The organism is Burkholderia sp. MSMB0856, assembly GCF_001524645.2.
Classification (GTDB): domain Bacteria; phylum Pseudomonadota; class Gammaproteobacteria; order Burkholderiales; family Burkholderiaceae; genus Burkholderia; species Burkholderia diffusa.
This window is the reverse complement of the sequence record NZ_CP013428.1, coordinates 1,677,924-1,697,028: the sequence shown is the minus strand read 5'-3', so window position 1 is coordinate 1,697,028 and position 19,105 is coordinate 1,677,924. Positions and strand designations below refer to the sequence as shown.

The 19,105-nt window shown below is 68.5% G+C and carries 20 protein-coding genes; 11 read left to right on the top strand and 9 right to left on the bottom strand.

Going from position 1 to position 19,105, the window contains the following annotated elements; all coding sequences use genetic code 11:
* Entirely contained in the window at positions 1-2,244 is a 2,244-nt protein-coding gene (locus WS87_RS25205; protein WP_059819395.1) for a TonB-dependent receptor, read from the bottom strand.
* A gap of 322 nt (positions 2,245-2,566) precedes the next feature.
* Between WS87_RS25205 and WS87_RS25200 the strand changes: the two genes are divergently transcribed.
* Together WS87_RS25200 and WS87_RS25195 are read left to right on the top strand one after the other, a co-directional pair.
* A complete protein-coding gene (locus tag WS87_RS25200) occupies positions 2,567-2,806 on the top strand; it encodes a FitA-like ribbon-helix-helix domain-containing protein (RefSeq protein WP_059819394.1) in 240 nt (79 codons plus the stop codon).
* Positions 2,803-3,222, top strand: coding sequence for a type II toxin-antitoxin system VapC family toxin (locus tag WS87_RS25195; RefSeq protein WP_059819393.1), 420 nt, complete (start codon positions 2,803-2,805; stop codon positions 3,220-3,222). Before WS87_RS25200 ends, WS87_RS25195 begins: the two co-directional genes overlap by 4 nt.
* Positions 3,223-3,310: 88 nt before the next feature.
* Here WS87_RS25195 and WS87_RS25190 read toward each other — a convergent pair whose 3' ends face one another.
* On the bottom strand, positions 3,311-4,606 hold the full coding sequence (locus WS87_RS25190; RefSeq protein WP_059819392.1) for an aspartate carbamoyltransferase: 1,296 nt from the start codon (positions 4,604-4,606) through the stop codon (positions 3,311-3,313).
* Positions 4,607-4,840: 234 nt separating this feature from the next.
* Here WS87_RS25190 and WS87_RS25185 point away from each other — a divergent pair, with 234 nt between their 5' ends.
* Entirely contained in the window at positions 4,841-4,975 is a 135-nt protein-coding gene (locus WS87_RS25185; protein ID WP_059449563.1) for an entericidin A/B family lipoprotein, read from the top strand.
* A 90-nt stretch (positions 4,976-5,065) separates the two neighbouring features.
* Here the strand turns inward: WS87_RS25185 and WS87_RS25180 are convergent, their stop codons facing one another.
* The 3 genes from WS87_RS25180 to WS87_RS25170 all read right to left on the bottom strand — a co-directional run bounded on the left by WS87_RS25180 (position 5,066) and on the right by WS87_RS25170 (position 7,699).
* Positions 5,066-5,614 carry a hypothetical protein gene (locus WS87_RS25180; protein WP_059819391.1) on the bottom strand — a complete coding sequence of 183 codons (549 nt, stop codon included), beginning with the start codon at positions 5,612-5,614 and terminating at the stop codon, positions 5,066-5,068.
* 154 nt (positions 5,615-5,768) lie between these two features.
* Positions 5,769-6,692 (bottom strand): DMT family transporter, encoded by a 924-nt coding sequence (locus tag WS87_RS25175; protein WP_059819690.1) that lies wholly within the window; start codon positions 6,690-6,692, stop codon positions 5,769-5,771.
* A gap of 212 nt (positions 6,693-6,904) precedes the next feature.
* Positions 6,905-7,699, bottom strand: a complete 795-nt coding sequence (locus WS87_RS25170) for an AraC family transcriptional regulator (protein WP_059526657.1) — start codon at positions 7,697-7,699, stop codon at positions 6,905-6,907.
* A gap of 170 nt (positions 7,700-7,869) precedes the next feature.
* Between WS87_RS25170 and WS87_RS25165 the strand changes: the two genes are divergently transcribed.
* Complete coding sequence (locus WS87_RS25165) at positions 7,870-8,703, top strand: molybdenum cofactor biosynthesis F family protein (protein WP_059819689.1); 834 nt, start codon at positions 7,870-7,872, stop codon at positions 8,701-8,703.
* Positions 8,700-9,509: an SDR family oxidoreductase gene (locus WS87_RS25160; RefSeq protein WP_059819390.1), complete on the top strand. Its 810-nt coding sequence runs from the start codon at positions 8,700-8,702 to the stop codon at positions 9,507-9,509. The genes WS87_RS25165 and WS87_RS25160 overlap by 4 nt, the downstream gene beginning before the upstream one ends.
* Before the next feature lie 83 nt (positions 9,510-9,592).
* Here the strand turns inward: WS87_RS25160 and WS87_RS25155 are convergent, their stop codons facing one another.
* Complete coding sequence (locus WS87_RS25155) at positions 9,593-10,270, bottom strand: dihydrodipicolinate reductase C-terminal domain-containing protein (RefSeq protein ID WP_059819389.1); 678 nt, start codon at positions 10,268-10,270, stop codon at positions 9,593-9,595.
* A 297-nt stretch (positions 10,271-10,567) separates the two neighbouring features.
* Between WS87_RS25155 and WS87_RS25150 the strand changes: the two genes are divergently transcribed.
* A complete protein-coding gene (locus tag WS87_RS25150) occupies positions 10,568-11,281 on the top strand; it encodes an SDR family NAD(P)-dependent oxidoreductase (protein ID WP_059819388.1) in 714 nt (237 codons plus the stop codon).
* A gap of 177 nt (positions 11,282-11,458) precedes the next feature.
* Complete coding sequence (locus tag WS87_RS25145; RefSeq protein ID WP_059819387.1) at positions 11,459-11,656, top strand: oxidoreductase-like domain-containing protein; 198 nt, start codon at positions 11,459-11,461, stop codon at positions 11,654-11,656.
* A gap of 69 nt (positions 11,657-11,725) precedes the next feature.
* On the opposite strand, the gene WS87_RS25140 is transcribed toward WS87_RS25145, so the two are convergent.
* Positions 11,726-13,186 carry an MFS transporter gene (locus tag WS87_RS25140; RefSeq protein ID WP_059819386.1) on the bottom strand — a complete coding sequence of 487 codons (1,461 nt, stop codon included), beginning with the start codon at positions 13,184-13,186 and terminating at the stop codon, positions 11,726-11,728.
* A 137-nt stretch (positions 13,187-13,323) separates the two neighbouring features.
* On the opposite strand from WS87_RS25140, the gene WS87_RS25135 reads away from it, so the two are divergent.
* A complete protein-coding gene (locus tag WS87_RS25135) occupies positions 13,324-14,196 on the top strand; it encodes a LysR family transcriptional regulator (RefSeq protein WP_059819688.1) in 873 nt (290 codons plus the stop codon).
* Positions 14,197-14,392: 196 nt separating this feature from the next.
* A complete protein-coding gene (locus tag WS87_RS25130) occupies positions 14,393-14,713 on the top strand; it encodes a DUF7660 family protein (RefSeq protein ID WP_059692167.1) in 321 nt (106 codons plus the stop codon).
* 40 nt (positions 14,714-14,753) lie between these two features.
* Here WS87_RS25130 and WS87_RS25125 read toward each other — a convergent pair whose 3' ends face one another.
* Positions 14,754-15,653 (bottom strand): LysR family transcriptional regulator, encoded by a 900-nt coding sequence (locus WS87_RS25125; RefSeq protein ID WP_059819385.1) that lies wholly within the window; start codon positions 15,651-15,653, stop codon positions 14,754-14,756.
* 99 nt (positions 15,654-15,752) lie between these two features.
* Between WS87_RS25125 and WS87_RS25120 the strand changes: the two genes are divergently transcribed.
* Positions 15,753-16,733, top strand: a complete 981-nt coding sequence (locus WS87_RS25120) for an NAD-dependent epimerase/dehydratase family protein (protein ID WP_059819384.1) — start codon at positions 15,753-15,755, stop codon at positions 16,731-16,733.
* 282 nt (positions 16,734-17,015) lie between these two features.
* Here the strand turns inward: WS87_RS25120 and WS87_RS25110 are convergent, their stop codons facing one another.
* Positions 17,016-17,807 carry an SDR family NAD(P)-dependent oxidoreductase gene (locus WS87_RS25110; RefSeq protein ID WP_059819383.1) on the bottom strand — a complete coding sequence of 264 codons (792 nt, stop codon included), beginning with the start codon at positions 17,805-17,807 and terminating at the stop codon, positions 17,016-17,018.
* 393 nt (positions 17,808-18,200) lie between these two features.
* Between WS87_RS25110 and ypfJ the strand changes: the two genes are divergently transcribed.
* Positions 18,201-19,079, top strand: coding sequence for a KPN_02809 family neutral zinc metallopeptidase (gene ypfJ, locus WS87_RS25105; protein WP_059819382.1), 879 nt, complete (start codon positions 18,201-18,203; stop codon positions 19,077-19,079).
* The last annotated feature ends 26 nt before the right edge of the window (positions 19,080-19,105 follow it).

Genomic DNA, 19,105 nt, shown 5'->3' with positions numbered 1-19,105 from the left:
TCAGTAGCGCGCGTTCAGCGTGATGAACGCCGAGCGGCCCGGCGCGATCGACGCGTAGTGCGCCGGATACGCCTGATCGAAGTACGTGCGGTTGAACAGGTTGTTCACGTTCAGCTGCAGGTCGAGCTTCTTGTTGATCCGGTATTGCGCCATCGCGTCGAAGCGCCAGTACGACGGCACCGCACGCAGGTTCGCGGGATCGCCGAACACTTCCGACATGTAGAACGCGCCGCCGCCGACGGTGAATTTCGGCGTCACGTCGTAGTTCGACCACATCGTCAGGCTGTGCTTCGGCGTATTGGGGAACCGGTGGCCGTTGTTCGCGGCATCCTTGCCGTTGTCGCGCAGCTCGCTCTTCATGTACGTGTAGCCGCCGAACACCTGCCACTGCTTCGTGATCTGGCCGGCGACACCGAGTTCGAGGCCCTGCACGCGCTTGTTGCCGACCATCGCGTACTGGTTGTTCGGCAGCGTCACGCGTGCATTCATCGTGTCGATCTGGAACAGCGCGGCGGTCATCGACAGCTTGTCGTTCAGCACGTTCCACTTCGTGCCGAGTTCGATGCTGCGGTTCTTCTCGGGGGCCATCTGATCGGCATTCGGGCCGACGCCGCCGCGGCCCGGCGTGAGCGACTGCGATTCGCTGCCTTCGCCGAGCAGCATGCCGGCCGGCGTCGACGACGTCGCATACGACGCGTAGATGCTGCCGTTCCGCGCGGGCTTGAACACGAGGCCGGCCTGCCAGTTGAAGAGCGTGTCGTCGCGCGTGTAGGTCTTGCTGCCGTTGGCCTTGGTGTCGGTGAAGCGGGTCGAATAATCGTCGACGCGCACGCCGGCGTTCACCTGCCAGCGCGGCGTGAGCTCGATCGTGTCGAAGCCGTAGATCGACTTGGTCGTGGTGCGCGCATGCGCATAGTCGTTGTTGCGCGTGACGGAACCGGCCCACGGATCGTTCGGGTTCGGTGACCACAGGCTCGTGCAGTTGTAGCCGGACGGCGCGCCGATGCCTTGCTGGCAGATGGTGCCCTTGTCGGTCGCGACCGTGTACGAATCGCGCTTGCCCCATTCGCGCGACAGCTCGATGCCGGTCGAGAAGCTGTGCTTGAACGGACCGGTGCGGAATTCGCCGAACAGTTCGGTCAGGTTCGCGAGGCTGTTGACCGAGCTGTTGCGGTTGTTGTTGCGGCGCCAGACCTTGCCGTTGACCACGTTGCCCTGGCTGTCGTCGGGCTGCGTCCAGATGTAGTCCTGCGTCGACTCCGTGTAGCGCGTGGTGTTGCGCACCGTCAGATTCTGCGTGATGTCGTGCTCGATCTTGATCGTGCTGATGTCCGACGTGGTCTTGCGGAAGTCGCGGTCGATCAGGCCGTAGAAATTGTGGCGGTCGACGGGCGCCGGATAGATCGTGTCGACGTTCGCGGGCTTGTTCGACGTCGTGTAGAAGTACGGAATGCCGCCGTCGGGCATGTCGTCGGTCGACAGGTGGTAGTAGCTCGCGGTCACGCGCGTCGGCGTGCCGAGACCGAACGCGATCGACGGCGCGACGCCCCAGCGCTCGTTGTTGACGGCGTCGCGGCCGGCGACGTCGTTGTTGTGGCTCATCAGGTTCAGGCGGAACGCCGCGTGGTCGGCGAACTGCCAGTTGCCGTCGGCGGTGAAGCGGCGGTAGCGGTCGGTGCCGAGGCCGGCGCTCGCGGCCGCCGTCGTGCCGAGGTGCGGCGCTTTCGTGATCAGGTTGATGCTGCCGCCCGCGCCGCCGCGGCCGCCGTATGCGCCGTCGGAGCCCTTGGTGATCTCGACGCGCTCGGTGTTGAAGATCTCGCGCGTGGTCGCGCCCGTGTCGCGCATCCCGTCGACGAACATGCTGCCTTGCGTGTCGTAGCCGCGGATGAACGGACGATCGCCGAGCGGGTTGCCGCCTTCGCCGGCGCCGAACGTGATGCCCGGCACGGTGCGCAACGCCTCGGTCAGCGTTGCCGCGCCGCTGCTCTGGATCAGCTCCTGCGGGATCACGGTCACGGACTTCGGCGTGTCGACGAGCGGCGCGGTGAATTTCGTGGAGGCGGAAAAGTCGGCCTTGTAGCTGTGCTCGGCCTTGCCCTGGACCTCGATCGGCGCGAGATGGCCTTCGGTGCCGACCGGTGCGGGCGGCGGCGTGCCGTCGGCGAACGCAGGGCTCGCGGCGAGCACGCTGCACAGGGTGGTGAATTTGCCGAGCTTCAGCTCTTCAGGACGGGACTTCATGATGCGCTTCGACCTCGCAGTGTGGCTCCCGGAACGACGCGCTACGGAAATGTGCACGCCGCCGGGAATTATTACGATTTGTTTTCAGGCGGCATTCTATTTAATTTTTCTTTAAATGAGAAGCGTTCTTGTTCGCATTTGTGATGAGAATGTTGACGAATGTTGCAGAGGGCTTGAACGCTTGCGGGGAGGGGCAGGATGGCCGAATGGGCGAGTGTGATGGGCGTGGCGGGCCGATTACAGTGGTCGCATCTTCGTTCGTTCAGAGTGACAGCAGGATGATAGTATGACTGCATTGAAAGCAATCTCAGTGAGGCGCATCATGCCCGTGATCACGGTTCGAAATTTGCCCGACGAGGTGCATCGCGCGCTTCGGGTCCGCGCAGCGCAACATGGCCGCAGTACCGAAGCCGAGGTGCGCGACATTCTGGAGCAGGCCGTGCAGCCCGACGGGCGGCCCAAGCTGGGCACGCTGCTGGCTGAAATCGGACGGGAGGCCGGCGGTATCGATTTCGAGGTTCGGCGTGACGGATCGCCCACCGACCCGATGAGCTTCGAATGATCCTGGTCGATACCAACGTCATTTCCGAGCCGTTGCGACGCGAGCCGAGCTTGGCCGTGATCGAATGGCTCGACGCGCAGAACGTCGAGACGCTGTTTCTTGCCGCAATCAGTCTCGCGGAAATGCGATTCGGCGTGGCGGCATTGCCCGAAGGGCGGAGGCGAGACTGGCTGCATCAAAGCATCGAGCAGCGCATCGTGCCGCTGTTTCGCGGCCGGGTCCTGCCGTTCGACGATGCAGCCAGCAAAGCGTATGCGAGCCTTCGTGCGAAGGCTCGTGCGACGGGCAACGCGCTGGCATCGGCAGATGGCTTTATCGCCGCAACAGCCGCAGCGAACGGTTTGATCGTGGCTACGCGCGACGTCGCGCCGTTCGAAGCGGCGGGCCTGCGCGTGATCGACCCGTGGGTCGGCTGACGCGGGGCCGGCCGCGCCCGCATCATCGGCATCGAAAATGAAAAACGCGCCGTGCAAGACGGCGCGTCGTGTGTATGACGTCCGCGGGTCAATCGATCCCGTGAAACACCGCATCCTCCGGCCCGAGGTACGCCGGCGGGCGCCATGTGGCGTCGCGCATCGAATGTTGAACCAGATTCTCGACGCCGAGCAGCACCGCGAAGATCGCCATCCGGACCGGAATGCCGTTGTCGGTCTGCCGGAAGATCGCGAGGCGCGGATCGCGGTTCAGGTCGACCGACAGGTCGTTCGCGCCGGGCCGGCTGTCGCGCGGCAGCGGGTGCATGATCAGCGTGTCGGGCTTGCAGACAGAGTCGACGAGCGCCTGATTGATCTGGAAATCCGGCGTGTAGCCTTCGAACGACTCGTCGGTGAAGCGCTCCTTCTGGATCCGCGTCGCGTAGACGACGTCCGCGCCGCGCAGCCCGGCCGCGAGGTCGTTCGTCTGCTCGATCACGTGGCCGTTCGTCGCGATCTGTTCGATGATGTATGCGGGCATTTCAAGCGTCGGCGGCGACACGAGCGTGAACTTGAGCCCGCGGTACAGCGCGAGCAGCTTGACGAGCGAGTGCACGGTGCGGCCGTATTTCAGGTCGCCGACGAGCGCGATATGCGCGCCGTCGACGATCTTGCCGAGGCGCGAGAACTCGCGCTGGATCGTATAGAGATCGAGGAGCGCCTGGCTCGGGTGCTCGCCCGGGCCGTCGCCGCCGTTGATCACCGGCAGGTTGGTCGCGCGCGCGAACTCCGCAACCGAGCCTTTCTCCGGGTGGCGGATCACGAGCGCGTCGACGTAGCCGGCCATCACGCGGCTCGTGTCATAGATCGATTCACCCTTGGCCATCGACGAGAACGTGAACCCGGTCGTGTCGCACACCGAGCCGCCGAGCCGGCAGAAAGCCGCGCCGAACGATACGCGAGTGCGCGTGCTGGCCTCGAAGAACAGGTTGCCGAGCACGGCGCCTTCGAGCACGCGCGAGATCTTGTGGCGACGCGCGATCGGCTGCATCACGTCGGCGACGCGGAACAGCGCCTCGACCGAATCCCGTGAAAACTGGTCCACGGAAATCAGTTGCGGCTTGCCTTCGAACAGGAATTGCTTCGCGAGCCCCTGCTTTTCTACGCTTTGCGTATAGTCTCCGCCATCCGGTGCCGGGCGTTCGACGATTTCCGACACGAAGCGCTCGACGATCTCGGGCATGCCGCGCGATTCCTGCGAGTCGTCGGGCAACAGCCACGTGTCCAGCGCACGACGGCTTACGCCGATGCGGTTCGCGAACGCTTCGCGGGTCATGTTGAGGCGGCGCATCGCGTCGCGCAGGAAGGCTTGTTGGGGAACGGTCATCGGCGGCACCTGATGAGAAATATACGCGGTGCGTATATTAGTTCGAGGCCCGCCGAAGTCAAGGAAAATCTGCGCGACGGCCCGTGTGGCCTGGGTTACGCCCGGCCCGGCGAACACTGGCGCGCGGCGGCCGTCTCCGTATAATCAGGTCAGGCCCCGTGTCCTGCGAGCCGCAGGGCGCCACGCCGCATACGATTCGCCCGGTCGGGCATGTTGACTCGAAGGAGAATGAGAATGACGCGTACGATTGCTGCAGTGCTGCTGGTGGTGACCGCCGCGCTCGCCGGTTGCAATACCGTTGCAGGCATGGGGCAGGACATTTCGAAGGGTGGTCAGGCAATTAGCGATACGGCCGAGAAGGCCAAGTAAGCCACCGGCTTCCGGAATGCAGAAGGCGCCGGGCCGTCCCGCGATCGCGGGGCGGCCCGGCGCCTTTTTCATGGCGCGCGGTCGACAGCGTCAGGCGCTTTCCACGAACGCGTAACGGCCCTCGACCTTGCGCGGCGTGAACCAGCCGAAGTCCGGGAACAGCCGGTTGCGGACGAACCAGACGTAGCCGACCAGGATGACCGTCACCCCGAGGGTCGGCAGCGCGGCCGACGGATCGCGGCCGAGATCGGCGATGGTCCTCGGCACTTGCAGCAGCGACAGAACGATGAACGCGTGATACGCGCCAACGCGATGAGTCGCGAAGCCCCAGATGAACAGCAGCGACAGCGGCACCGTCAACGCGAGGAACAGCACCGCGGCGCCGATGCTGAGCCCGTCCACCAGGAGCAGATAGGCGAGTGCGAGGCTGATCAGCAACTGCGCGATGCCGAGCGCGATCAGGATCCGGGTATGCACCTTGTTCTTTCGGCACAGTTCGGGGTCGGGGCGCGACGCGATCAGGCGCGCGAGCACGCGATCCTTGAGGCCCTGTCCGGCGAGCTCGGCGAGCACGTCGGCTTTCCTCGCGCCCGCGGACAGCAGCGCCGCGATTCTTGTTTTGGCTTCCTTCTTGTTCATGGCAATGCGAATTATTGTTCGATGGTGGTCAAATGGCCCGGCCACGCGAATATTGCATCTTGCGCGACGGTACGCAACGATTTTGCCGCGTGCGGACACATTCCTACAGTCGTCGTCGATGGCACGCGGTGACGGCCATCGATCGACGAACGGGTTAGCCATCGAGACAACCGGCTGACGCGATGCGTGCCGGCGGCTCGCGCCGCCGCGTCGCACCCACCAGCATTCCCGCGACGACGAGCGCGATGCCGAGCAATCGCGTGCCGCCGAGCGTCTCGCCAAACAGTGCGACCGCGAACAGCACGGCCGAGACCGGCGCGACCGCCGTGAACAGCGCGGCTTCGGTGCCGCTCGTGCGAGCCGAACCCGCGTACCAGCACAGATAGCCGAGCACGGTCGGCACCAGCGCGTAGTACGCGATCGCCGATACCGCGCCGATGTTCCAGCCGGTCGCGAGCGCGTGCCATTCGAACGCGGCCGGCACCAGCGCGAGCACGAAGCCGAGGCCCGACATCGCCGTCGACAGCACGAGCGGCGGCAACGGCGCCGACAGCCGCCGGTTGAGCAGGATGAACACGGCCTCGCAAGCGACGGCGGCCAGCACCAGCGCGTCGCCGGCGAGCGTCCGGAGCGACGGCATGGCCTGGCCGGGCGCGAACGTGACGAACAGCACGCCGGCGGTGGCCAGCGCGGCCGCGCCCCAGTCGCACGGCGTCTGCCGTTCGCGCAGCACGACCGCCGCGATCAGCGTCGACATCGCCGGCAGCGTGCCGAGCATCACGCCTGCATCGACGGGCGACGACAGCTTCGTGCCGCTGATCAGCAGCACCGTATAGCCGACACCGCCCGCCGCGGCCTGCACGACGAGCAGCACGGCGTCGCGTGCGGAGACCCGCGGCCATCGCATTCGCTGCGCTCGCATCAGCCCGAACAGCAGCGGGGTTGCGATCAGGAAGCGCAGCGCGGTGGCCGCGAACGGCGGAAGGCCGCCGGCCGCGAGGCGGCTCGCGATGACGGTGCTGCCGACGCCGGCCATTGCGGCGGCGAGATAGAGATAGCCGATCAGTCGTGTCTTCATGTGCCGCATCGTCGCGTGCGGCGGCGCGGGCGTCTTGAACGAAATTGCAGCGGAAATTGCAGCGGCGTCGGTGAGCGGGGCGGGTGAGCGGGAACGGCGATGTGTCCGGCGCCTCCGGTTGACCGGTAGCGCCGTCATCCGGAGCCGTTGCTGCCGGGCGGCGTAGATCGACATCGCCGCGCACCGGGTGGCCACGCCGCGAGGCGAGCCCGTCAGCCTGCCTGCGTGAATCGTCCCGGCGTGATCCCGAACTGGCGTGCGAATGCGCGCGTCAGGTGGCTCTGGTCGGCAAAACCGGCTTCGGCCGCGGCATCCGCGATCGGCCGGCCGCTGGCGATCAGGGCGCGCGCGAGCCGCGTGCGCGACTGCATCAGATACGCGTGCGGCGTGATGCCGAGTTCGCGCGCGAATCCGCGCAGCAGCTGGAAGCGGCTCACACCGCTCAGGCCGGCGAGTTCCGCCAGCGAAACGGGTGCGGCGGGCGCCGCATCGAGTCGCTCGCGGGCGACGCGGATCGCCGGTGCGACGCCGGCGGGCGGCAGCGCGCGGTTCGAGTGCCGCGCAAGCAGCCCGGCGACCAGCGTGACGAGCGCCTCGTCGCGGGCGAGCGGCAGCGTGTCTCCTGCGACGAGCCGTGCATGCAGCCGGCCGAACGCGGCCGCGAGCCGTGCGTCGCGCACGGCCGGATGCGCGAGCTCGACACCGCCGAGGCCTTCTTCCGCGGCGACGCCCGCGACCAGCGCGGGTGCGAGGTACAGCATCCGCCAGCGCCGGCCCGTGCCCGTTTCGATCGGCATGCCGTCGTGCATCTCGCCGGGATTGACCATGATCGCGTCGCCGGCCAGCGCATCGACCTGCCCGCGGCCGCTCCAGGACCGGTGCGCGCCGCTGACGATCACGCCGACCCCGAATTCGTCGTGCGCGTGCCGCGGAAACGTGCGGTCGGACTCGAGGCTGATTGCCTCGATGCCTTCATCGGTGCGTCGGTAATGGGTGACACGGTGCATGGGCGCTCCTCGCGCCGGCGGCGGCGCGGATCACGTGCACTTTAGCGCGTTCCGGCGCCGCGCGCCCTTCATCCTTTTGGCCGATACCGCGCGGCGCGCGCAGCCCGCACCATGTGCACATGAGCAGCGTACACGGCCCGCCGGGCCTGAAGCTGCGCGGGAGACGGCAGGTGGAACGACAGGACCCGGTATTCATTCAGGTTGGCGCGCTCGCGGACGGCTTCGCGCCGGACGCGAACGTCCTCGCGCCCGTGGACGCGCTCGTCGGGCGATCGCTGGCCCTCGGCGACGCATCGGGCGCATGGCGCGTCTATACGTTCGAGGCGGGCGCGCTGCAATTTCGCGACGCGGCGACCGACGCGGGCGGCCGTGCGCCGTGCCGTGTCACGCGGCTGCGCGACGACCTGTACTTCGTCGATTACATCGACCCGGCAGCGCGCGCGACGTCGGTCAGTCTCGTGATCGACGTCGGCGGTGGCGTGTGGACGTCGGTGATCGGCACGCTGCCGACCGAAGCCGACACGCAGGTCGACGCGTTCACGCGCGTCGCGCGCGGGCTGCCGCTGACGGGCGTCGATGCGACATTCAGGCACGGCACGCTCGGCGGCCATGCGCGGCCGGGCCCGCTGCACGGGCCCACGCGCGAATTGATCGGCAAGCGCACGATGTATCGCTACAGCCCGACCGAATGCTACGAGCACATCTACCTGAACGAGAACTTCTACGCATGGCAGTGTCTGCAGGGCGTCGAAGGCGGGCTGGCCGACGTGGACCGCTGCCATTACTTCAGGATCGCCGAGCAGCTGTATCTGTTCGTATGGCGCGAGAAGGTGGTGCCGACGCTCGGCGTCGTGCTGATCGACCTCGCGCAACGCAAGACGGACGGCAAGATCTTCGGCTACCAGGGCGGCGATTTCGGCACGCTGTCGAACTTCCCGATCGGCGCGCATGCGCAGGTGCTGAACGAAACCGTGTATCCGCTCGCCGGCGAGGCGCAGCGATGAGTGCCGTGCCGGGCAGCGGCCGCCTGCGTGCGGATTTCAGTGGCCGTGTCGTGCTCGTCACGGGCGCGGCGCAGGGAATCGGCGCGGCGATCGCGCGCCGTTTCGCGCAATCCGGTGCGTTCGTCGCGCTCGCCGATCTCAACGGCGATGCCGCTGCCGCGCAGGCGGATGCGCTTGCCAGCGCGGGCGGCGATGCGTGTGCGTATCGCGTCGACGCCGCGAGCCGCGACGAACTCGTCGCGCTGGTCGACGCGGTCGAGCGCGACGGCGGCCGGATCGACGTCGTCGTTCACAACGCCGCGTACTTCCCGCTGACTCCGTTCGAGCAGATCGATGTGCCGATGCTCGAGCGAACGCTGTCGGTCAACCTGTCGGCGCTGTTCTGGCTCGCACAGGCCGCGCTGCCGGCATTCGAACGTGCGGGGGCGGGGCGGCTGCTCGTCACGTCGTCGGTGACCGGGCCGCGCGTCGTCTATCCGGGGCTCGCGCACTACGCGGCGTCGAAGGCAGGCGTGAACGGCTTCATTCGCGCGGCGGCGCTCGAACTCGCGCGCCGCAACGTGACGGTCAACGGCGTCGAGCCGGGGATGATCCGCACGCCGGCGGCCGGCAATCTCGGCGATGCGTCGGTCGCCGCGCAGATCGCGCGCGACATTCCGCTCGCGCGAATGGGCGAGCCGGAGGACATTGCGAACGCGATGCTGTTTCTCGCGTCGGCCGATGCGGCGTACATCACCGGGCAGACGATCGTCGTCGACGGCGGGGCGACGTTGCCGGAAAGCGGGGCCGTGCTGGGTGACGGTTAAGAGGGCGCGTGCGCGATCGTGCGATCAGGGCCGTCGAGTGGGCCGGCGGGGGCCTCGCCGACGCGTCGCGCGCATCGTTGTGCTTACAGCCAACCGTTGTGAATGAACTCGACGATCGAGTACCGGCGAGGTTCGAGCTCGTGCTGCCGGACGGCCTCGACGATCCGCGACACGCCATCCGCGTAAGGCGACGCGCCGTATACGCGGGATTCGAATTGCAGGCTGCATGCGCCGTCCTCGATGCGGATCCGGTGGAACGCATGGCGGCCTAGTTGGTCGTCGGGAATCTGCAATGCGTCGCGCTGCTCGGCGGGGTCCCGCACGGAGTGGATGTCCTGCGCGGAAACGCCGAGCGACTGACCGATGCCGACCGCGGTGCCGGGCACGGACGTCTTGCTGGCCTGGTGCGATTCCGTCACGCTGATGTGGCAGTCGCGAAACAGATGCCCGCTGGTTTCCAGCATGCTCATGAACTTGAGCATCAGGATGTTCGTATTCGGACAGAGCACGACGGGGAAGTCGTGCGATCCGGTTTCGAGGTCTGAGCCGGTGGACAGCTCGACGAGCGGCGACCCCGTTGCGCGGCAGAATTCGATCGCGGCAGGCAGCTCGCGGCCGGAGCCGGCGTGAACGACGATCGAACGGACGTCGCCGCGTGCGGGGTCCGACCAGGCCATCACGCGACAGGTTGCCGGGTCGAGCCGGTGCGAGCCGAGCAGTTCGGTTGCCAGCTTGCCGGTGCCAACGACGAGTACTTGCATGGGATAGACGGGTTGAGGTTCGGGGTTCGGTACGCAAACGGCGCGATCACGGTGCATCGTGCGGCGCGCCGTGATCGCGCATTATGCCCGGCCACGCCGTCACGCGTGGTGTGCACCAGCACGGCCGCGGCGGATCGACGGATCGGCTCCGTCGGCGGCGACGCCTGTGTCGCCGTGCGCATGGAGGCGTGAACGGCGCTACGCTGTCGAAACGCCGGCCGTGGACGCCCGTGTCGCGGTCGGCATCGCACCGAACCGCGTATCATCCAACCCCCTTCGACTCAGGAGAGCACATCGATGGAACACGACCTGAAAGGCAAGGCAGTCGCGATCACCGGCGGATTCGGCCATCTCGGCGTCGCAACCGCCGCCTGGCTCGGCCGGCACGGCGCTCGCGTCGCGCTGATCGGCCGTGGCACGGCGCCGGACGCGCAGGCGTTGCCCGGCGTGCCGGCCGATGCGCTGCGCCTCGGCGGCATCGATCTCGTCGATCCGCAGGCGGCTGCGCGCGCGCTTGACACCGTGAATCGCGAATTCGGCCGGGTCGACGCGCTGCTGAACATTGCAGGCGCGTTCGTGTGGCAGACGATCGCCGATGGCGACGCGGCCACGTGGGACCGCATGTACGAATTGAACGTGAAGACGGCGCTGAATGCATCGAAGGCCGCGCTGCCGTATCTGGTGGCGAGCCCGGCGGGCCGCATCGTCAACATCGGCGCGGGCGCGGCGTTCAAGGCAGGCGCGGGAATGGGCGCGTATGCGGCCGCGAAGGCGGGCGTCGCGCGACTCACCGAGGCGCTGGCGGCGGAACTGCTCGATCGCGGCGTGACCGTGAATGCGCTGTTGCCGAGCATCATCGACACACCGCCGAACCGCGCGGACATGCCCGACGCGGATTTCACGCGCTGGGTCCAGCCCGAACAGATTGCCGCGACGATCGGGTTCCTGCTGTCGACTGACGCGCAGGCGATCACCGGTGCATCGATTCCGGTGAGCGGCCGCGTGGCGTAGCGGATGGCGGACGGTCGCACTCGCGTATGACGTCAGGGCATGCGAAATCGCGCACGCGGCGGTTGCGCGATCGTCGCGATTTCGATCAGCAGGTGGCGCGGCTGCATACGGTCGGCATGCCTGCATGCAACGGACCATCACCGTATACTGAACGTTCGACATCATGTGACTGAAGCCGTGACCAAGCCTGCCTCCGCGGAAACGCTCGCCGACGATCCGCGTCCCACCCCGCCCGAACAACCCGAACTGGAAGACTGCTGCAACAGCGGCTGCTCGCCGTGCGTTTTCGACCTGTACGACGAAGCGCTGGCGCGCTATCGCGTCGAGCTGGCCGAATGGGAAGCGCGGCACGCGCAACCCAGGCACCCCAAGTGAGCTCGATGCCGGCAAGCGATCGCGCATGCCCCGATTCGCTGCCGGCGATGTGTCGTCCGACCCGCGTCGTCACGCGCCGGCCCGCGCCCGGCGATGCATCGGCCCCAGCGCGGCCGACAACGCGGCGCACACGAGCAGCACGACCGTCAGCGCCCACATCGCCGTCCTGAACCCCTGCACGTAGTCGAGCGCGCCCGGCTGCGCGCCGAGCCGCGCGAAGAACAGCCCGCCGAGTGTCGCCGCCCCGACGGCCGCGCCGATCTGCAGCATCGTGCTGACCATGCCCGATGCGACCCCGGCGCGCGCCGCGTCGACTTCCGCGAGCACGATCCGTACGACCGACGGCAGCACGAGGCCTTGCCCGATGCCGATCGCCGCGATGCCCGCGTAAAAGCCCGGGCCGGGCGCGTGGTCGCCGGCCAGTGCGGCGGCGGTCGCGACGCCGGCCGCGAGCATCGCGAAGCCGAGCGTGAGCACGCGATGGCCGCTGAACCGGTCGACGAGGCGCGGCATCAGCAGCGGGCTCGCGAGGAAGCCGATGCCGAGCGGCAGGATCGCCAGCCCCGACGCGAGCGGCGACCAGTCGAAGCAACCCTGCAGATAGATCCCGTAGCTCAGGAAGAACGCGCTCAGCATGTAAAACAGGAACGCGAGCGTGAGCCCGAGCGCGACGACCGGATTGCGCAGCAGGCGCACGTCGAGCAGCGCATCGCGGCCGCCGGCGAGCCGGCGCGCTTCGACCGCCAGCAGCGCGCCGAGCATCGGCAGCGCTCCGGCGATGCACGCGATCATCCACAGCGGCCAGCCTGCCTCGCGTCCGTGCGTGAGCGGATAGACGAGCATCAGCAGGGACAGCGACAGCAGCACCGTGCCGGGCACGTCGATACCCTGGCCGCGCGGCGGCCGGCTTTCCGGGATGAAGCGCCAGCTGCCGAGCAGCGCGAGGATGCCGATCGGCACGTTGACCAGGAAGATCGCGCGCCAGCCGAGCCCGAACGGATGCAGGCTGATCAATGCGCCGCCGCCCAGCTGGCCGATCACGGCCGCGAGGCCGAACACGAAACCGTAGAAACCCATCACGCGCACCTGCTCCTGCGGGCTGAACACGCTGCGGATCGTCGCGAGCACCTGCGGCGCGAGGATCGCGGCGAACAGGCCCTGCAGCACGCGGCCGCCGACCAGCACCGCGCCGCTGCCGGCGAGCCCGCACAGCGTCGATGCGACGACGAAGCCGGCCATCCCGATCATGAACATCCGCTTGCGGCCGTACAGGTCGCCCAGACGCCCGCCGGTGATCTGCACGACCGCGTTCGCGCACGCGTAGGCCGACACGACGAGCTGCAGCTCGGACGGTCGTGCGCCGATGCCGTCGCGGATGGCCGGCAGCGCGAGATTCACGATGAAGTAGTCGAGCGGCGGCAGAATGGCGCCGACCAGCAGGACCACGAGCGCCCAGCCGTGATGGCTGCGCGGCGGCGCCGCGGCGGCCGTGCCGGCCGGCGCGCAAGGGGCGAGGGTGTTGTCGGTCATGAACGGAAGTCCGAAAGAATGAGGGCCGCACCGTAGGTCGAAACCCGTTGAACCGACATTCTGCGGATTGCCGATGAATCGGAAAAGCGGGAATTTGTGGTAGCATCCATCGGGTTATTCGATGGATGGAGAAGGCGATGCGCGGTTTCGATCTGGATCAGTTGCGCACTTTCGCGGCGGTGGCGGATGCGGGCAGCCTTACGGCGGCCGCGCCGTTGCTGCATCTGTCACAGTCGACGGTGAGCGAGCAGGTGCGCAAGCTCGAATCGCGCGCCGGCGTGCCGCTGTTCGTGCGCAGCAAGCGCGGCGTGGAGCCGACGCCGGCCGGCGCACGTTTGCTGCAGCATGCGCGCCGCATCGTCGCGCTGAACGAGGCCGCGTTCGACGAAGTCCGCGGACAGGCGATCAAGGGCGAGTTGCGCGTCGCGATCACCGATTACTACCGGACGCATGAAGTCGCGGGCCTGCTCGCGCGGTTGCGGGAGTGCTACCCGCAACTGAGCCTGCACGTGAGCGCGATGAAGAGCGCGGAGATCGAAGCCGCGCATGCGCGCGGACAGATCGATCTGGGCGTCGTGATGAACCTGTCGAGCGGGCCGTTCCGGCCCGCGTCGGCCGATACGCGCTGGGTGCTGCGGCGCGAGCCGCTGTCGTGGGTCGCGTCGCCCGCGCTCGCCGAGCAGTTGCCCGAACCGTTGCCGCTCGTGCTGCTGCCGGACGACTGCATGATGCATCAGATCGCCGTGCGCTCGCTCGACGAGCAGCACGCGCCGTATGTGCTCGTGCACAGCGCGTCGGGTGTCGCTGGGCTGCAGTCGATGCTCGCGGCGGGGCTCGGCGTCGGCTGCCTGTGCGCATCGGCGATCGGCGAGGGTCTCGTGCGGCTCGGCGCGAAACACCGGCTGCCGGCGCTGCCCGACGCCGTGTTCTCGCTGACGCCGCCAATGCCGGGCGAACGCGAGACGGTCACGCAGGCGCGCGAGGTGCTGTCGCGGCAGTTGCTGATGTGAAGCAGGCATGCGCATCGGCGCAGAGGCACGTATTCGACGCGAGTCGGTACCGATGAAAATATCGGGAGATTTCGGGATCATCGTTCGAGCGGCTCGGGCGGGTCCATTTCGACGATTTCTTCATCGTCGAGGAAACGTATCCCGGTTGGTGCGAGGTGGAAGCTTTCCGAACGTTGCGTAGCAGGGGGCGAGACGCATGAACGACGAACTGAAAAGCGAGATGGCCGCGCGGCTGCAGCACGCGCTGGAGCGGGTGGTCGACGAGCGCTCGCTGATCCACTTCCTGCGCGTGCTCGGCCACGACTGGCAAAAGGAGCGCCAGCTCGACGCCGACGTGCCGCCGTCGCCGTTCGCAGCCGCCGCGCTCGGCTGGGAAAACCGCTCGATCGGCGAGTACCTGGAGGCGATGGTCGACTGGGCCGAGGCGTCCGAGGACGGGCTGCGCTGCTACGACCTGCCCGACAACCCGTGGCGGCGCATGGCCGACATCCTGTTCGCCGGCAAGATCTACGAATAGCGCGTCGCGGCGATGCGCGGGCGCGGCGGGTTGGAGCGGCCTAGTCGGCCGTCCCTTCGGCATATGCGCGCAGCCCGTTCGCCAATGCATCGAACACGGCCCGGCAACGCGGGCTCGCCCGCAGATCCTCGTGCATGACCACCCAGGTTTCCAGTTTCGTCGCGGGCCCGTCCGGCAGCACGCGCACGAGCCGCGCATCGCGCTGCGCGAGCCGGTTCTGGCAGAAGCCGATCCCGTAGCCGGCGCGAATCATCGCGAGCTGCGCGAGATTGCTGTCGGTGCGCAGCGCGAACGCATCGCGCTTCCACAGCGGCATCCCGCGTCCCGCCGAACGGATGAACGGCGTCACCGTATCGAAACCGATCAGCGCGTGATGCGCGAGTTCGTCCGTCGACGACGGCGTCCCGTTGCGCGCCAGGTAGTCGTCGCGGGCATGCAGCGCGACGTCGATCTCGCCGATGCGCCGTGCGACGAGCGCTTCCTGCGCGGGCGGCGCCATCCGCACCGCGATGTCGGCCTCGCGTTTCAGTACGTCCTGGATGCGGTCGGTCGGCACCAGTTCGATGACGAGCCCCGGATGGTCGCGCCGCAACTGCGCAAGCATCGGCGGCAGCACCTCGACCGCGATCACGTCGCTGGCCGAGATCCGCACGGTGCCGCGCACGCCCGCGCCGTGACTCGCGGCCGCGCGCTCGAACGCGGCCGCCGCGCTGCGCAACGCCTCGGCATGGCCGCGCAGCGCGAGCGCTGCCTCGGTCGGCAGCAGCCCCGACGGCGAGCGCGTGAACAGCGTCTGGCCGAACGCGGCCTCCAGCGCCGCGACGTGACGGCCGGCCGTTGGCTGCGTGATGCCGAGCGCGCGCGCCGCGCCCGACAGCGAGCCTTCCGTCAGCACGGCGAGGAAGGTGCGGTAGCGTTCCCAGTTCAGATCGATGGTCATACATAAATGTATAGCTGATCGATTGGGTTCGGCAATTCCTTGTTAGGCGGCTCCGCGCCAGAATGCGTGCAGACAACGGTTCATTCACGGAGAGCGGCCATGACGGCAAACGCAGGCGGAACACAACGACAGGCACTCGTGCTCGGCGCGAGCGGAGGCATCGGCGGCGAGGTCGCGCGTCAGTTGCGCGATGTCGGCTGGCAGGTGCGCGCGCTCAAGCGCGGGCTCGACGCCGGGACGGTGGAACGCGACGGGATCGCATGGATGCGTGGCGACGCGCTCGACCGCGACGCGGTGGTCCGCGCGGCGCGCGGCTGCAGCGTGATCGTGCATGCGGTGAACCCACCCGGCTACCGGAACTGGTCGACGCAGGTGTTGCCGATGCTCGACAACACGATCGCGGCGGCGACGGTGGCGCAGGCGACCGTCGTGCTGCCGGGGACGATCTACAACTACGGCCCCGACGCGTTTCCCGAGTTGCGCGAAGACGCGCCGCAGCATCCGGTGACGCGCAAGGGCGCGATCCGCGTCGAGATGGAGCGGCGGTTGCAGGCGGCGACCGCGCAGGGCGTCCGGACGATCATCGTGCGGGCCGGCGATTTCTTCGGGGCGCATGCGGGCAACAACTGGTTCGGGCAGGGGCTCGTCAAGGCCGGGCGGCCCGTCGCGGCCATCAGCGTGCCGGGCCGCCCGGGCGTCGGCCATCAATGGGCGTACCTGCCGGACGTCGCGCGCACGATGATCGAGCTGCTCGAGCGACGCGACACGCTGGAGCCGTTCGCGCGCTTCCATTTCGGCGGGCACTGGGACGCGGACGGCACGCAGATGGCGCAGGCCGTGCGCCGCGTCGCGCAGCGGCACGGGATGCGGCCGACGGTGCGGCGCTTCCCGTGGTGGCTCGTGTGGGCCGCGGCGCCGTTCGTCACGACGATGCGCGAGATGCTCGAGATGCGCTATCTGTGGCGCGAGCCGCTCCGGATGGACAACGCGCGGGTGACGGCGGTGCTGGGCCGCGAGCCGGTGACGCCGCTCGATACCGCGGTGGAGACGGCGCTCGCGGGGCTGGGCTGCTTGCGATGACGGCGGGCCCCCGCATGCGGTTCATCCGCTCGATCGCATGCGCACCGGCCACCTTGCATTACGCGACTACCGGCACCACCTCGACCGCATGCCGATGCCGAAGACTGCGCCCGCGCACCGGATCGAGGCGCCACGCATCGCGGCCGAGCGGTTTCGCGCATAGCTGCCGGACACCGCGACGTGCGGGGACGAAGGCGGTCGTCCGAATGCCGGAAGGCACGCGCGCTCGACGTTGCGCGGCGTTCGCAACGCGGTGTCACGTGGGCTGCGTGTCTCCCGGCGTCACGGCGTGTCGAACGCGAGCGTCGGCACATCGACGACCATCGCGCCGCCATCCGCGACGAGCGTCGCGCCGGTCACGAACGACGCGTCGGGCGACGCCAGGAACGCGCACACGGCCGCGATTTCGTCCGGATCGGCCGCGCGCCGCAGCGGCACGTCGGCGCTCACGCGGGCATACGCGCCGTCGAGCGTATCGCCGTGAGCGGACATCAGCGGCGCCATTTCCGCATCGGCCATCGGCGTGCGGACCCAGCCCGGGCACACCGCATTCGCGCGCACGCCGTGCGGCCCGTAGTCGCGTGCGAGCGAACGCGCGAACCCGAGCAGCGCATGCTTGCCGACCGTATAGCCGCATACGCCGGGCCCGGCCGCCAGCGCGGCGATCGACGCGACCAGCACGATGCTGCCGCGCCGCGCGATCAGGTCGGGCAGGCACGCGCGTGCGCTGACGAACGCGGTGTCGAGATTCGCATGCAGCGCGTCGCGCCATTGCGCGTCGTCGGTTTCGTCCGCGCGGCCGAGACCGTGGCCGCCCGCGCATGCGACGAGCGCATCGACGGAGCCGAACCGTGCGGCGATCTCCGGCAGGAAGCGGGCCCAGTCGGCCGTGCTCGCGGCGTCGCCGGCGAGCGCGAGGCCGCCCGTCTCGGCGGAGAGCGCGTCGAGCAGCGCGCGACGCCGCCCGATCAGCACGACGCGATCGCCGCGGGCGGCGAAGCGGCGCGCGCACGCGGCGCCGATGCCGGTGCCGGCGCCGGTGATGGCGATCGTGCGGGGTTGCGGGTGCGTCATGGCGTTCTCCGGAAGGTGTCGTTTCCGGTCACTTTAGGCGGCGCCGACGCTCGCCGGTATCCGCCGAAAGGATGAACGCGCACCGGGGCGACCGGCCGGATCGCGGTCATTTTGCAAAGGCTGACGATGTTCGGCGCCGAATCGCTCTATCCTCCGTATTTTTGCGATGAGTCGCAAAAGCCCGGCAAAATGGCGCGGGCGCGCCCGCGCATCGGTGCGGGGCGCGACGGCCGCCGATTCCGTCGTGCAAGCGGAGCGGCAGGCGGCGAGATCGGCGCGGGCGTGCGACGGATATGGATACACCGCGTCCGCCGATGGCGCAGGCGCGATGGCTGATCGCCCGGTCGCGCATCGCGCGGCCGGACCATCGACAAGAACAGGGAGGGGCCGGCAATGAGGCTGGACGACGAAAGAGAAAGCGTGAACGTCGAGGATCGACGCGGTGGCGGCGGGTTCGGCGGCGGGCGCGCGACGATCGGCATCGGCACGATCGTGGTCGCGCTGGCCGCATCGTATTTTTTCGGGATCGACCCGCGCGTCGTGCTCGAAGGCGCGTCGGCGCTGCAGGGCCGGCAGCAGCAGGCGCAACCCGCGCCGACGCAGCATCAGGGCGCGCCGGCGAACGATCCCGGCGCGGTGTTCACGCGCAAGGTGCTCGGCAATATCGAGCGCACGTGGACGGGCGTGTTCAACACCCAGTTGCATGCGCAGTACCAAGCGCCGAAGCTCGTGATGTTCACGAACTCGACGCCGACCGCGTGCGGCACCGGCCAGACCGCGATGGGGCCGTTCTACTGTCCGGGTGACCGCAACGTGTACATCGATCTCGGTTTCTACGACGAACTGCGCAAGCGGTTCGGCGCGGGCGGCGATTTCGCGCAGGCCTACGTGATCGCGCACGAAGTCGGCCATCATGTGCAGAACCTGCTCGGCATTTCCGACAAGGTCGACGCCGCGCGCCGCCGTTCGAGCGAAGCGCGCTCGAACGCGTTGTCGGTGCGGATGGAACTGCAGGCCGACTGCTTCGCCGGCGTGTGGGCGAACAACGCGCAGCGCGCGAACCAGCGGCTGATGGAGCCCGGCGATTTCGAGCAGGGGCTGAAGGCGGCCGCCGCGATCGGCGACGATCGGCTGCAGCAGCAAGGCCAGGGCTACGTCGTGCCGGAGAGCTTCACGCACGGCACCAGCGAGCAGCGCGTGTACTGGCTGCGGCGCGGGATGGAGTCGGGCGAAGTGAGCGCCTGCGACACGTTCGCCGCGAACGCGCACTGATATTGACCGACGGGGCGGGGCGTGCA